Source organism: Pelagibacterium flavum (genome assembly GCF_025854335.1).
GTDB lineage: Bacteria > Pseudomonadota > Alphaproteobacteria > Rhizobiales > Devosiaceae > Pelagibacterium > Pelagibacterium flavum.
This window is the reverse complement of the sequence record NZ_CP107716.1, coordinates 2,410,404-2,423,329: the sequence shown is the minus strand read 5'-3', so window position 1 is coordinate 2,423,329 and position 12,926 is coordinate 2,410,404. Positions and strand designations below refer to the sequence as shown.

At 63.4% G+C, this 12,926-nt stretch carries 12 protein-coding genes and 1 riboswitch; of the genes, 7 read left to right on the top strand and 5 right to left on the bottom strand.

The window, feature by feature from the left end:
• Nucleotides 1-56: 56 nt before the first annotated feature.
• From OF122_RS12120 to OF122_RS12100, 5 genes are all read right to left on the bottom strand, one after another.
• A complete protein-coding gene (locus OF122_RS12120) occupies nucleotides 57-869 on the bottom strand; it encodes a FadR/GntR family transcriptional regulator (protein WP_264224498.1) in 813 nt (270 codons plus the stop codon).
• Between the two features lie 174 nt (nucleotides 870-1,043).
• Complete coding sequence (locus OF122_RS12115) at nucleotides 1,044-1,844, bottom strand: ATP-binding cassette domain-containing protein (protein ID WP_264224497.1); 801 nt, start codon at nucleotides 1,842-1,844, stop codon at nucleotides 1,044-1,046.
• Nucleotides 1,841-3,631 carry a dipeptide/oligopeptide/nickel ABC transporter permease/ATP-binding protein gene (locus OF122_RS12110; RefSeq protein ID WP_264224496.1) on the bottom strand — a complete coding sequence of 597 codons (1,791 nt, stop codon included), beginning with the start codon at nucleotides 3,629-3,631 and terminating at the stop codon, nucleotides 1,841-1,843. The genes OF122_RS12115 and OF122_RS12110 overlap by 4 nt, the downstream gene beginning before the upstream one ends.
• A complete protein-coding gene (locus OF122_RS12105) occupies nucleotides 3,628-4,575 on the bottom strand; it encodes an ABC transporter permease (RefSeq protein WP_264224495.1) in 948 nt (315 codons plus the stop codon). Before OF122_RS12105 ends, OF122_RS12110 begins: the two co-directional genes overlap by 4 nt.
• Before the next feature lie 81 nt (nucleotides 4,576-4,656).
• The gene (locus tag OF122_RS12100; protein WP_264224494.1) at nucleotides 4,657-6,210 is read right to left on the bottom strand and encodes an ABC transporter substrate-binding protein; all 1,554 of its coding nucleotides are present in this window, start codon (nucleotides 6,208-6,210) and stop codon (nucleotides 4,657-4,659) included.
• Nucleotides 6,211-6,465: 255 nt separating this feature from the next.
• Here OF122_RS12100 and OF122_RS12095 point away from each other — a divergent pair, with 255 nt between their 5' ends.
• The 7 genes from OF122_RS12095 (at nucleotide 6,466) to OF122_RS12065 (ending at nucleotide 12,904) form a co-directional block, all read left to right on the top strand.
• Nucleotides 6,466-7,104: a DUF1028 domain-containing protein gene (locus OF122_RS12095; protein ID WP_264224493.1), complete on the top strand. Its 639-nt coding sequence runs from the start codon at nucleotides 6,466-6,468 to the stop codon at nucleotides 7,102-7,104.
• A 30-nt stretch (nucleotides 7,105-7,134) separates the two neighbouring features.
• A riboswitch (cobalamin riboswitch) is annotated at nucleotides 7,135-7,355 on the top strand.
• Nucleotides 7,356-7,455: 100 nt separating this feature from the next.
• Nucleotides 7,456-8,175: a (2Fe-2S) ferredoxin domain-containing protein gene (locus OF122_RS12090; RefSeq protein ID WP_264224492.1), complete on the top strand. Its 720-nt coding sequence runs from the start codon at nucleotides 7,456-7,458 to the stop codon at nucleotides 8,173-8,175.
• A complete protein-coding gene (locus OF122_RS12085; RefSeq protein WP_264224491.1) occupies nucleotides 8,172-9,110 on the top strand; it encodes an ABC transporter substrate-binding protein in 939 nt (312 codons plus the stop codon). The genes OF122_RS12090 and OF122_RS12085 overlap by 4 nt, the downstream gene beginning before the upstream one ends.
• A gap of 3 nt (nucleotides 9,111-9,113) precedes the next feature.
• On the top strand, nucleotides 9,114-10,124 hold the full coding sequence (locus tag OF122_RS12080) for a FecCD family ABC transporter permease (RefSeq protein ID WP_264224490.1): 1,011 nt from the start codon (nucleotides 9,114-9,116) through the stop codon (nucleotides 10,122-10,124).
• Entirely contained in the window at nucleotides 10,114-10,869 is a 756-nt protein-coding gene (locus OF122_RS12075) for an ABC transporter ATP-binding protein (protein WP_264224489.1), read from the top strand. The genes OF122_RS12080 and OF122_RS12075 overlap by 11 nt, the downstream gene beginning before the upstream one ends.
• A 224-nt stretch (nucleotides 10,870-11,093) precedes the next feature.
• Nucleotides 11,094-12,011: a pseudouridine-5'-phosphate glycosidase gene (locus tag OF122_RS12070; protein ID WP_264224488.1), complete on the top strand. Its 918-nt coding sequence runs from the start codon at nucleotides 11,094-11,096 to the stop codon at nucleotides 12,009-12,011.
• A gap of 2 nt (nucleotides 12,012-12,013) precedes the next feature.
• Nucleotides 12,014-12,904, top strand: coding sequence for a carbohydrate kinase family protein (locus OF122_RS12065; protein ID WP_264224487.1), 891 nt, complete (start codon nucleotides 12,014-12,016; stop codon nucleotides 12,902-12,904).
• Nucleotides 12,905-12,926: the final 22 nt, after the last annotated feature.

The following is a 12,926-nucleotide window of genomic DNA, read 5'->3' as shown; positions in this document are numbered from 1 at the left end:
CCGCGAGTTCCGTCAGGTGGACGGCCAAACCAACGCGCATTCGGCGATGACAGGCTCTAGCCGCTTGTTTTAGCGCTCTTCCGCCGTTTCCCGGTTCGCCCTCGGGCCACGGGATCGTGCAGGAAATCCCCGTTCAGCTCCGCCTGCAGGTCGAGCATGGACCGTTCGGCATAGGCCATGTGATCGGCCATGATCCTGTGGACGGCGTCCGCATCGCCAACCTGCATGGCGGCGATCATCTGGCGCTGATATTCGATGCCCTGCGCGCGCAGCACCGGCTTGGGCTGCACATAGATATCGTGACAGACGGCAAGGTCTTTCAAAAGCCGCTGCAGGAACCGGCAGGTGAAGGCGAGCAGCGCATTGTCGGCATATTCGGCCACCACCGCATGGAAATCGAGTTCGGCCATGCGCTGGTCCCAGCGCTCCTGCGCGTCGGCCGGCTCGTGATCGTAAATTGCGATGATGTCATCGAGCCGCTGATAGGCGGCGGCGTCCATATTGGCCATAGCGCTGACCGCGACCAGTGGCTCGAGCACCTTGCGCAGCGCATAGATGTCGCCAATCGTCACCGTCTTGGCGAACAGATAGTTGGACAGCAGGCTCATCGCCCGGCTTTCCGACATGGTGTCGATGAACGCCCCGCCGCCCGGCCCGGTGCGGGTGCGGATCAATCCCTGCACTTCGAGCGATTTCAGCGCCTCACGGATCGTTCCTTTCGAGGCCGAGTATTGCTCCATCAACTCGCGCTCCTGCGGCAGCCGGTCTCCCGGCTGCAACCCGTGCTCGATGATGGTCTTCTTGATGGCATCGACGATTTCGTCGGTACGCTTGCGGCGAAGAGGGGCGGGGGTGTCGAGGGCGTTCATATCTTTTGCTCCACCCACCAGTCTGTCACCCCGGCCTTGAGCCGGGGTCCAGTACACGCAGGTCTCGCGGTTGAAACGCCGACGCTGACGGTTACTGGTTCCCGGGTCTCCGCCCGGGATGACGATTGTGGGGCGGACGGGATGATGGAGGGTATGGGGTTTTTAGGGAACATCTTACTGAGCCGCTGCGGCCAGCCTGGGCGCGCTGGCAATCAACTCCCTTGTATAGTCGTGGCCCGGCGCCGCAAACAGTTTCTCGGCAGTGTCCAGTTCCACCATCTCGCCCAGATACATGACCCCGACCCGGTCCGATACCGATTCCACGACCGCCAGATCGTGGCTGATGAACAGATAGGACAGCCCGAATTCGCGCTTGAGATCGTCCAGCAGCAACAGCACCTGCGCCTGTACCGAGACATCGAGCGCCGAGACCGGCTCATCGAGGACCATGATTTTCGCTTCCGCCGCCAGGGCCCGCGCGATGGCGATACGCTGCGCTTGCCCACCGGAAAATTCGTGCGGATAGCGCTCCAGCGTGTCCCTGGGCATCTGCACGGCTTCGAGCAGATCGCGCTTTCTCGCCTTGCGCTTTTCGGCATCATAGCCGCGCAGAAGGTTGAGCGGCACATCAAGAATCTTGTCTATCGTCTTGCGTGGATTCAGAGAAGCAACAGGGTCCTGAAACACGTACTGGATCATCCGCCCGAACGCCCGCGACCCTTCCGACTGCAGCGCGTCATATCCCTTGCCCCCGATTTCGATGGAGCCCGAGGTTGGCGTTTCCAGGCCCACCAGCATGCGCGCGATGGTCGATTTCCCCGATCCGCTCTCGCCCACAATGGCCAGCGTTTCCCCTTGCCTGAGTTCAAGCGTCACGCCCTTTACGGCCTGAACCTCGTGGCTCTTGCCACCAAACAGCGTCCGATTGCCCCCGAAGGTCTTGACCAGATCTTTTACGACGATGGCATTGCTCATGGCTGGCCCTCCGCAAACAGGGGCCGGACGGTGGCAAGAAAATCCTTGCCCTTGCCCAGCTCCGGCACGCAGGCGATCAGTTTTTTGGTGTAATCGTGCTGGGGATCGCGCAGCACATCCGGCGTCTTCCCGCTTTCGACGATAAGGCCATCCTTCATCACCGCAACCCGGTCGCACACCTGGGCGACAACCCCGAAATCGTGGGTAATGAGCAACAGCGCCAACCCGCGCTCGCGCCGCAGATCTTGCAGCAGGTCGAGAATTTTCGCCTGCACGGTCACGTCCAGCGCCGTTGTCGGCTCGTCGGCGATAATGATGTCGGGATCGTTGGCCAGCGCCATGGCAATGCCGATGCGCTGGCGCTGCCCGCCGCTCAATTGGTGCGGGAAGGCGTCGACCCTCTCGGCGGCATCGCGAATGCCCACCTGTTCCATCAGCGCGATAGCCCGCTGTCTCGCTTCCGCCTTGCCGACCGGCTGATGTGTGGTGATAGCTTCGGCGATCTGCTCGCCCACCTTGTAGAGGGGATGGAGCGTCGTCAGCGGGTCCTGAAACACATAGGCGACTTTCGAGCCGCGCAACGCCCTGATGCCGCTTTCCGAGCGCGAGAACACGTCCTCGCCCTCGATGGACACCGACCCGCCGGTGATGATGCCCGGCGGGGAGGCGACAAGCCCGAGCAGCGACAGGGCGGTGACCGATTTGCCCGACCCGGACTCCCCGATCAGCCCCATGCACTCGCCCTTGTTGAGTGTGAAGGAAATATCCTTGACCGCTGGAATGGTCGCCCGGCCGCGCTGGAAACTGGTTTCGAGATTGCGCACGTCGAGTATGGCAGTGGGTTTGTCCTGGGGCTCGGCGGCCTTCTTGCGCTCGATGCGCGTCACCGAAAGCGGGCGCGTTAGATCCCCGGCCCGCAGGCGCGGATCGAGCACGTCGCGCACGCCATCGCCCAAAAGGTTGATGCTCATGACGATGGCAAAGATCATCAGTCCGGGAATGACCGATACGTGCGGGGCATTGAACAAAAGGCTGCGCCCTTCGCCCAGCATCGAGCCAAGGTCCGATTGCGGCGGCTGTGCGCCAAGTCCCAGGAACGACAGCCCGGCGGTTTCAAGGATCATCCAGCCCACAGTGGTCGACATGGTGATCACGATCACCGGCAACACATTGGGCAGCACTTCGGAAAACAGGATCGCCGTGTGCGATTTGCCCGAAAGCCGGGCGGCGTCAACGAATTCCCGGCCGGCCAGCCCCACCGTGATGCCGCGCACGTTGCGGGCAAAGAACGGGATATTGACGACCGCGATGGCGTAAAGCGCGTTGAGCAGCCCCGGCCCGAGCACCGCGACAATGGCCAGCGCGAGCAGGATATAGGGAAACGCCATCAGCATATCGATGCCGCGCATCAATATGGTATCGGTGGTGCCCCGCGCATAGCCCGAAACCAGCCCGATCAGCGAGCCGATCAGCGCCGCGATCAGCGTGGCCGAAAGCCCCACGGCAATCGACACCCGCGACCCCCAGATCAGCCGGGCCAGAATGTCTCGGCCCAAATGGTCGGTGCCCAGCAGATGCCCGTCCGAAAAGATCGGCTGCAGCCGGTTGGCGGGCAGGGTGATGTCGGGGTCGGGAATGGGCAGCAACGGAGCGAGCAATGCCATCGCCCCGATCAGGACAAGGATGACAAGCCCCCCGGCCGCCAGCCGGTTGTTGAGCAAAAGGCTCCAGCTCGAAAGCCGTGCCGAGGACGCCTGAGGCGCGGTGGTCGCGATCGCCTGGGTCATGTCTTGAGCCTCGGGTCGAGAATGGCCTGCGCCACATCGGCGAGCAGGTTGATGAGGACGTAAGTGACGGCAACCACCAGCACGCCGCCCTGCACCAGAAGAATGTCACGGGTGGAAATCGCGTTGACCAGCATCGCCCCGATGCCCGGCCACTGGAACACGGTCTCGATATAGACCGCACCACCCATCACGAACCCGGCCTGGATGCCGATCACGGGAATGATCGAAACCAGCGCCGCCTTGAAGGCGTGCCGGTAGATCACCGCGCCTTCGTTGAGCCCCTTGGCCCGCGCCGTGCGCACGAAATCCTGCCGCAGCACTTCGAGCATGGCCGCGCGGGTGAGCCGCGCGATAACGCCGGTCGCGACAATGGCCAGCGTGGTGGCGGGCAGGATCAGATGGATCAGAAGGTCTGGCAGATCGCCGCCGCCATAGACGGCATACATGCCCGAAGCGGGCAGCACGCGCCATTGCACGGCGAACAGGAGGATGAAGATCAGCCCCAGCCAGAAAGCGGGCGTGGAAATGCCGATCAGCACAAAGAACGTGACGATCCGGTCGGTCCAGCCGAACTGGCGGACCGCCGAAACGACCCCGGCCAAAAGGCCCAGGATCGAACACAGGATCATTGAGGCGCCGGCAAGGATCAGCGTTGCGCTGAAACGCTCGAGAATTTCATCGAGCACCGGACGGTTGAGCCTGAACGACCGGCCGAAATCGCCCTGAAGGACATTGGTGATCCAGGCGATGTACTGCTCGGGCAGCGAGCGGTCGAGCCCGAGATCGCGATTGACGCGCTCGACATTTTCCGGCGTGGCGTAGGCACCCAGAATGGCCGTGGCCGGATCGCCGGGGATCATGGCCATGATCCCGAACACAATGATCGAAAGCCCGAACAATACGGGTATGGCGGCAACGAGCCGCTTGGCGATATAGGCCAGCATGGGCGGCCTCCTCTGTCCCTCCGGTGGAGACCGGCGGTTCTCCCGCCGATCCCGATAGTCGCTGGTAACCCGTCAGGCGCCCTATTGCTTGGAGACGTCGCCCAGCTGCAGCAGGAAGCTCGGCTGCAACGAGAAACCCTCCACCGCTTCGGTCGTCACCGCATTCTGCTGCCAGTTCGCGACAAAGATCCAGGGCGCGTCTTCATAGACGATTTCCTGCATCTGCTTGTAGAGATCGCCGCGCGCTTCGATGTCGGTTTCCACCCGCGCCGCCTCGAGCAATTCATCGACCTCTTCATTGGAATAGTACGACGAATTGAAGCCCCCGGCCTCCGGCCAGGCATTGGTGCGCAGCGTCAGGAAGGGCAGAACGTCCGGATCGTTGGTCATCCAGGCCATTTCCGCCATGTCGACATCCTCGCCGAGACCAGGATTCACGATCCCCAGGAACGTGTTCCATTCATAGGTCTCGATCGTCACATCGAACCCAACGGCCTCGAGATCGGCCTGGATGGCCGTGCCCATGGTGATCGGATCGAGCATGCCCGAACCACCTTCGGTGACATAGAAGGTGACCTCGGGGTTATCGACTCCGGCTTCGCTCAGCAATTGCTCGGCCATGTCAGGGTCGTACGGATAGGGCTCGAGATCTTCGTTATAGGCCCAGTTGAACGCCGGAGCGATCGGGCTGTCCGAGACCGTGGCCGTACCCTGCAAGATATCGTTGACCAGAGCGTCCTTGTTGACCGCGTAGTTCGCGGCCTGGCGAACCAGCTTGTCAGCGAAAGGACCGTACTGGGCGTTCAGCATCACATACCAGACGTGCGGCCCTGCCTGCTCATAGACCTCGAACGCGGAATCCTCCTCGAACTGGCTGACATTGTCGGGCGGAACTTCGACCATGACGTCGATGCCGCCTGAAAGCATTTCGGCAACCCGCGTGTTGGCATCGGTGATCGGGCGGAAGACCACGGCCTCGAGCGCCGGCGCGCCGTCCCAATAGTCCCGATTGGCTTCGACCACGACACGGGTGTTCGACTGCCATTCGACAAACCGGTACGGACCGGTCCCCGACGGATTGCGCCCGTAATCGTCCACATTGTCCATCACACCCTGTGGCGACACGATGAGCCCCGTGGGATAGGCGAGGTTGGACAGAAACGGCGCGAACGGTTCGGTCAGAACAAACTCGACGGTGTGCTCGTCGATCACGTTGACGCTGTCGACGGCCGAAAAGTTGAACGACAGCGGGAACGGCCCCGTATCGTAATAGGGATGGTCCTCGTCCAGCATGCGATCGAAATTGAACTTCACCGCCTCGGCGTTGAACGGCGTGCCGTCGTGGAACGTGACACCTTCGCGCAGATTGAAGGTATAGGTCAGCCCATCGTCGGAAATCGTCCAGTCCGTGGCCAGAGCCGGTTCGACTTCCAGCGTGCCATCGGCATAGCGGACCAGCCCGTCATAGATGTTGACCAGGATGCGAAAGTCGTTGACCGCGGTGGAAACCTGCGGGTCGAGCGACTGCGGCTCGGCGATCTGTCCGACGATAAGGACATTGGGTGGGGTCTGGGCGACGACCGGCGATGCGGCCATCAGCGCGGCTATGGCGGCCCCGGCTAAAAGCTTTTTCATGACAACCTCTCCTTTGGCGCATTGGGTGCGCGGTAAACCAGTGAACGAACCTTTGCGGTTCTGACTTGGCCCCCAGAGCTTGCCGTGGAGGCGCTGGTCTGAAATTAAATTTATCAGCATAAATGGACATGGCAATACATTTATCGCTATAAATTACACGAGGACTTTCAGAAAAAGTGGTCCCCACTTTCTCGTCTCGAAAGTCCGAGCGAAAAAGAAGATCCGCCTTAAAGGCGGCAGGGAGAATTTTTGCCCATGACGTTCTCGATCCTCGCCCACGACCGCGCAACCGGTGCTTTCGGCGTCGCGACAGCCACGGGCGGACCCGCCGTCGGCTCGCTGGTGCCCCACGCGCGCGCAGGGGTGGGGGCGCTGGCAACCCAAGGCTACACCAATCCGCTCTATGCCTTTGACGGGCTGGCGGCGCTCGAAGCCGGGCAGGGGGCCGAGGCAATCGTCTATGCCCTGACAATTGCCGACCCCGAGCGCGAACGGCGGCAATTGATCGTCATGGACCGCACGGGCGCAACGGCGGGCTGGAGCGGCTCGGACCTCACCGAGAGTGTGGGCATGCAGTTGCAGACCGATATCGCCATCGCCGGAAATCTTCTCGCCAACGCCGATGTTGTCCCTGCCATGGCCGAAGGCTTTTTGCGCGCCGGCGGGCCGCTGGAACTCCGCCTTCTGGCCGCCCTGACGGCAGGCGACGTGGCGGGCGGCGATGCGCGCGGCATCCAGTCTGCAGCGATAAAGACCTTTTCTGACCAGCCCTATCCGGCCATCGATGCGCGCGTGGACTATTCACTGACCCCCCTCGATGACCTTTCCACCCTGCTCGAAAAGATCCGCGTCGGCGACTATGCCGATTTCGTCGCGACGCTGCCTCGGCGCTGAACCCCCTTGCTCCCACCCTCGCACAGGGCTATGTCTTGCTCCGCTGACGGTTCCGCCAAGTAGAGCGCGGATGAAAAGGGAATACCGGTGCGGATTACCCATAAGGGGCCAATTCCGGAGCTGCCCTCGCAACTGTAAGCGGCGAATCGCAACGCCAGACCACTGACGAAAGTCGGGAAGGGGTGTTGCACTGTCTTCGAGATGAAGACTATGCCGCGAGTCAGGAGACCTGCCGCCTGCAACAGACCAACAAGCCGGACGAGGTGTGCCGGCAGGGGGCAGGTATGGATTTTTACGCAGCGCGTCCGCTGACACAAAGCCCACCGCCTTCTCGCAAGAGAAGGTGGGCTCATGACACCTGACGCAATTCTCTTTCTGATTTCTCAGCCCTATCTGAAGGGCAGGCGTTTGAAGGCGCTTCAGGCATCGCTGACCCGAGCGTGCCCGATCCCGTGCGCCATCGTTCGCATGGAAGGCCGCGAGGCCGGGCCGATGTCGGCGCTCGACGCGCTGGTGGGCGAGGGCGCACAAAATATCCTCGTTCAGCCGGTCGGCATCCCGTTTTCCGACAGTCTTTTCGCCTGGCTGCCCGGTGCGCTCGCCCATTGGCAGCGTGAGCGCGGGTTTGATGGCGAACTGGCCCTGGCGTCCGATCAGATCGGCGATGAGGCCGTACTGGCGGCAATCGCCCGATCCAGCCTCGATAATGCCGCCGAAGCGACGCCTGTGGAGACTGATCGCGGTTCGATAGATGGCGCGGGCTGGGACGAGGTGCCGGCGCATCGGCACCATCTTCTCGTCTGTACCGGCCCGCGCTGCAATTTCCGCGAATCCGGCCCACTCAGCGCCATTCTTGCCGAGGAACTGACGCGCCAGGGTGTGGCGCGCGATTGCCTGGTGGCCACCACCGGCTGCCTGTTCCCCTGCAACAACGGCCCTGTCGTAGCCCATTATCCGGCCGGACACTGGTACCGGCTGGCGAACGCCGATGATGTCGCCCGCTTCGTTTCGACCGTTTTGAAAGACGGAAAATCGCTCCCCCAATTGATGATCCATGAGGTATCGCAATGAACCTGCTGCGCCCGGCACTCGCCGTCGCCCTGTCGCTGTTGACCAACTCGGCCTTCGCCCAGACAATTGAGAGCTGCGACACCAGCTTTGCCTATGACTCCCCGCCTGCGCGCGCCATTACGCTAAACCAGCAGGCAACAGAGGTCATGCTGGCGCTGGGGCTCGAAGACAGAATGATCGGCACCGCCTATCTCGACGACACGATCCCCGACCAGTGGCTCGAAGCCTACAATTCCGTCCCGGTGCTCTCGGACCGCTATCCGGCAAGGGAAGTGGTGTTGGCCGAAAACCCCGACTTTCTTTTTGCCGGCTTTGCCTCGGCCTTCAACGACACCAACCTGGGCGCCGAAGCCGAATGGCACGACATCGGCATCGGGACCTATGTGGTCAATGCCGAATGCCGCAATCAGCACCCCGCCGATATACGCATGACCACCGATCCCATCTTCATCGACCTTGAAAGCATTGGCGCGCTCTTTGGCGTCGAGGATAAGGCGGACGCACTTGCCGGCAATATCCGCACGCGGCTCGACGCCGCGGCAACCGGCGCGTCGGGCGCCGGGCTGACGGCCTTTCTCTTTGACTCGGGCACCGACACCGCCTTTTCTGCGGCCTGCTGCGGCGCGCCGGGACTGCTCATGGAGTCGGTCGGTCTTGAAAACATCGCGGGCGACATCGAGGGCCGCTGGGCCGATCTGGCCTGGGAAACGGTGGCGACGGCGGATCCCGACGTCATCATTCTGATCGAAGCCGAATGGTCGACCGCCGAGGAAAAGCGCGCACAGCTCGAAAGTGACCCGGTGCTCTCCCAGCTCCGTGCGGTCCGGCAACGGAACTATGTCGTCGTCCCGTTCTCCGAAACCATACTTGGGCTGCGCTTCGTCGATGGGGTCGAACGCCTCGCAGCTGGCCTCCAACAGTTGGACCTGAACTAGAACATGAACCGCGCTCCCTACGGCGTCACCCTCGGGCTGGCGCTAGGCTTTCTCGTGCTCGCCATGCTGGCCGGTGCCTTCTGGGGCACCGCCGATCTGCCGTGGGATGCGCGTATCAGCGCGCTGCTGCGCCTGCCAGACGCGCAGCCCAATCTGCAATTGATCATCTGGGAATGGCGCCTGCCGCGTGTCATCATGGTGGCGCTGGTCGGGGGCGGGTTGGCGCTGTCGGGCGTCATCATGCAGGCCCTGCTGCGCAATCCGCTGGCCGAGCCCTACCTTCTGGGCCTGTCCTCCGGGGCGTCCGCTGCGGCGACCGCCGCCATCGTCTGGCTGCCCGCCACGTTCGTTGCCAGTTTCGGGCTCGACCTGCTGGCCTTTCTGGGCGCAATGCTTGCCTTTATTCTCACCCTCGGGCTGGCCTTCCAGCCGGGCAGGGGCATGGATAAGCTGGTTCTTATATTGGCTGGCGTTGCCATATCGCTGTTTTTTTCCTCGGTTTCCGCCTTTTTCATCCATCTCGCCGATCCCCAGGTCACCCGCGAGGCATTGTCCTTCCTGATGGGCTCCGCCGCCGGCGCGCGCTGGGCAGACCTTCCGCCGCTGGCCATCGCCCTGCCGCTCGGCCTGCTTGCCACATGGCTGTGCGCCACCATGCTCGACGCCGTGCTGCTCGGCGACGAGCGGGCTGTGGCCCTTGGCGTGCCGCTGCCGGTCCTGCGATTGGCTCTGCTCAGTCTCGCCGCCCTTCTGACCGGGCTGTCGGTGGCCGGAGCGGGGATCGTGGGCTTTGTCGGGCTCATCGTGCCGCACATGGCCCGGCTTCTGGTCGGCGCGCCCCACAAAAAGCTGATCCCGCTGGCCGTGGTGCTCGGCATGATCGTGCTGGTGGTGGTCGATCTGCTGTGCCGCATCGTGCTGGCCCCCGAAGAACTGCCGCTCAGCGTACTGCTGGCGCTGTTTGCGGCGCCCCCCTTTGTCTTCATCCTGCGGAGGGTGCGCCGTGGCTTCTGACCCGATTGTCACTCTTGAAGCGGTCTCGCTCAAAAAGGGCGAGGCGCAATTGCTCGACGGCGTCTCGTTTGCGCTCGAGCGCGGAAAATTCCACGCGCTGCTGGGCCCCAACGGCGCCGGAAAATCGAGCCTCATGCGCGTCCTCTATCGCGCCGAGGCCGACAATACCGGAACGGTCCTTCTGGATGGAAAGCCCCTCAAGGACTGGCCCCGCAAGGCCTATGCGGCGCGGGTCGGGGCACTGGTCCAGGAGTCCGTGTCGCTGGCCGGGTTGACGCTCTACGAGGTCGTGGCGCTCGGTCTGCTGCCGCTGGCGCTGCCCCGCCAGGAGGCTGCGGCCCGGTGCAACGAAGCCCTGTCCCTCGTCGGTCTCGCCGGGCGGGCAGGAGAGGATGCCGCCCATCTCTCCGGCGGCGAACAACAGCGCCTGTTTTTCGCGCAAATTCTGGCGCTCGACCCGGAAATCTACATTCTCGACGAGCCCCACAACCATCTCGACCTGCACTACCAATATGTATTGCTCGAAGCGGTCAAACGCCGGGGCAGGACGGTTCTCGCCTCGTTCCACGATCTCACCCTCGCCACCCGCTTTTGCGACCGGGCATTCTTGCTCGACCACGGCAGGCTGGCGGCCTCGGGGACACTGGCGGAGGTCCTGACGGCCCAAAGGCTGGCCCAAGTGTACCGGATCGATGCCGAGCTGGCCGATGATGTGATCCGGATCAAGGGCGCCATCACGGCATAGCGGCTACCGCTTTCTTGCGACTCTATTCCCTTGTCACCCCGGCCTTGAGCCGGGGTCCAGTACGCTCCGTGCCAGCGATACCGGCACCAGCGCTGCCGGTTACCGGATTCCGGATCCCCGGCCCGGTATGACGCCGGAAGAAAGAGGCAGGAAAGGCTAAAGATCGCTGCTTGCGCTGTCGCCCCGGCTGTGGTTTGCATCGCCCAAACGCACAAGGTCCTTTCATGTCTGATTACCTCGAGATCTCCCCCGAGATCAAATACGCCCTGGCTGACGGCCAGCCAGTCGTGGCCCTCGAATCTACGATCATCACCCACGGCATGCCCTATCCGCAGAACCTCGAGACCGCGCTGGCGGTGGAGCAGGTCGTGCGCGACAATGGCGCGGTGCCCGCCACCATCGCGGTCATGGGCGGCAAATGCCATGTGGGCGTGGCCGGCGAAACGCTCGAGGACCTGGCCAGGACCGGGCTTGAAGCCGCCAAGGCCTCCCGGCGCGACCTCGCAGCCATCCTCGTCAAGGGCCTCACCGCCGGAACCACCGTCGCCACCACCATGCAGATCGCTGCCATGGCCGGCATCAGGGTCTTTGCCACCGGCGGCATCGGCGGCGTGCATCGCGGGGCCGAATCCACCTTCGATATTTCCGCCGATCTCACCGAGCTGTCCCAAACCCCTGTCGCCGTGGTTTGCGCCGGCGCCAAGTCGATTCTCGACATTCCGAAAACCCTCGAAGTGCTTGAATCCAATGGTGTTCCCGTCATCGGTTATGGCACCGACGCCTTCCCGGCCTTCTTCGCGCGCGAAAGCGGATATGGGGTCGATTACCGCCTCGACACGCCCCAGGAGGTCGCGGCCCTCATCGCCACACAGGCCGCGCTGAACATGACCGGCGGCGTTCTGGTCGCCAACCCGATCCCCGAGGCCGACGCCCTCGACGCCGACGAAATCAACGGCCGCATCGCCGCCGCCATCGCCGATGCCGAGCGGCAAGGCGTGACCCGCAAGGATCTCACCCCCTATCTGCTCAACCGCATCTTTGAGCTGACCGACGGCAAGTCGCTGGTCGCAAACATCGCACTGGTCAAGAACAACGCCGCCGTGGCAGCCCGGATCGCGGCCGCCCTCGTCAAGAACCACTGACCGTGACTGGCCGCATCCTCGTCGTTGGCGACGTCATCACCGATATTCTCGTCGTGCCCGAAGGGCCCGTTGCGCGCGGCACCGATACACCGGCCACCATCCGCCAGATGCCCGGCGGTTCGGGCGCCAATCAGGCCGTGTGGCTGGCGGCCATGGGCGTCGACGCCCATTTCGCCGCCCGCGTGGGCGCCCCCGATGTGGTTCGCCTTCGTCGCCATTTCGAAGGGCAGGGCGTCACCGCCCATCTGAGCGGCGATGTGGCCAATCCCACCGGCACGCTGATCTGCCTTGTCGATCCCGATGGAGAGCGCAGCTTTCTCACCGATCGCGGTGCCAACGCCCACCTGGGTGAAACCGATCTCCCTTTCGAGCTGCTCGACGGCATGGACCGGCTGCACATCTCGGGCTACGCCCTGTTTGAGCCCAGGCCCCGCGCCGCAGTCATGGCGCTGGCCGCCCGCGCCAAGGCAAGAAGCATCCCCGTCAGCATCGATCCGGCTTCAACGGGCTTTCTGGCCGCTGTCGGCCACGACAATTTCCTCGGCTGGGCGGCGGACGCCGAAATCATTTTCCCCAACGCCGACGAGGCCGAGCTTCTGACTGGGCAGACCGATCCCCACCGCCAGATCGCGGCCCTGCTCGGGGTTTTCCCCCGCGCGGTCCTCAAACGCGGCAATCAGGGCGCCATCTTCGCCGCGCGAGGCACCGAGCCGCGCGCGGTTCCCGCCGAAGCTGTCGAAGTGGTCGATACCACCGGCGCCGGCGACGCATTTCTGGCAGGCTTTCTGGCTGCCGAGCTGCGCGGAGAAACCCCCGAAGCTGCCCTGGCTTCCGCCATCGCCGCCGGCGCGCGCGCCGTGACGAGGCTAGGAGCGCAGCCGCTGGCGCTATGAATTATTTGTGACGTTTTGCAAG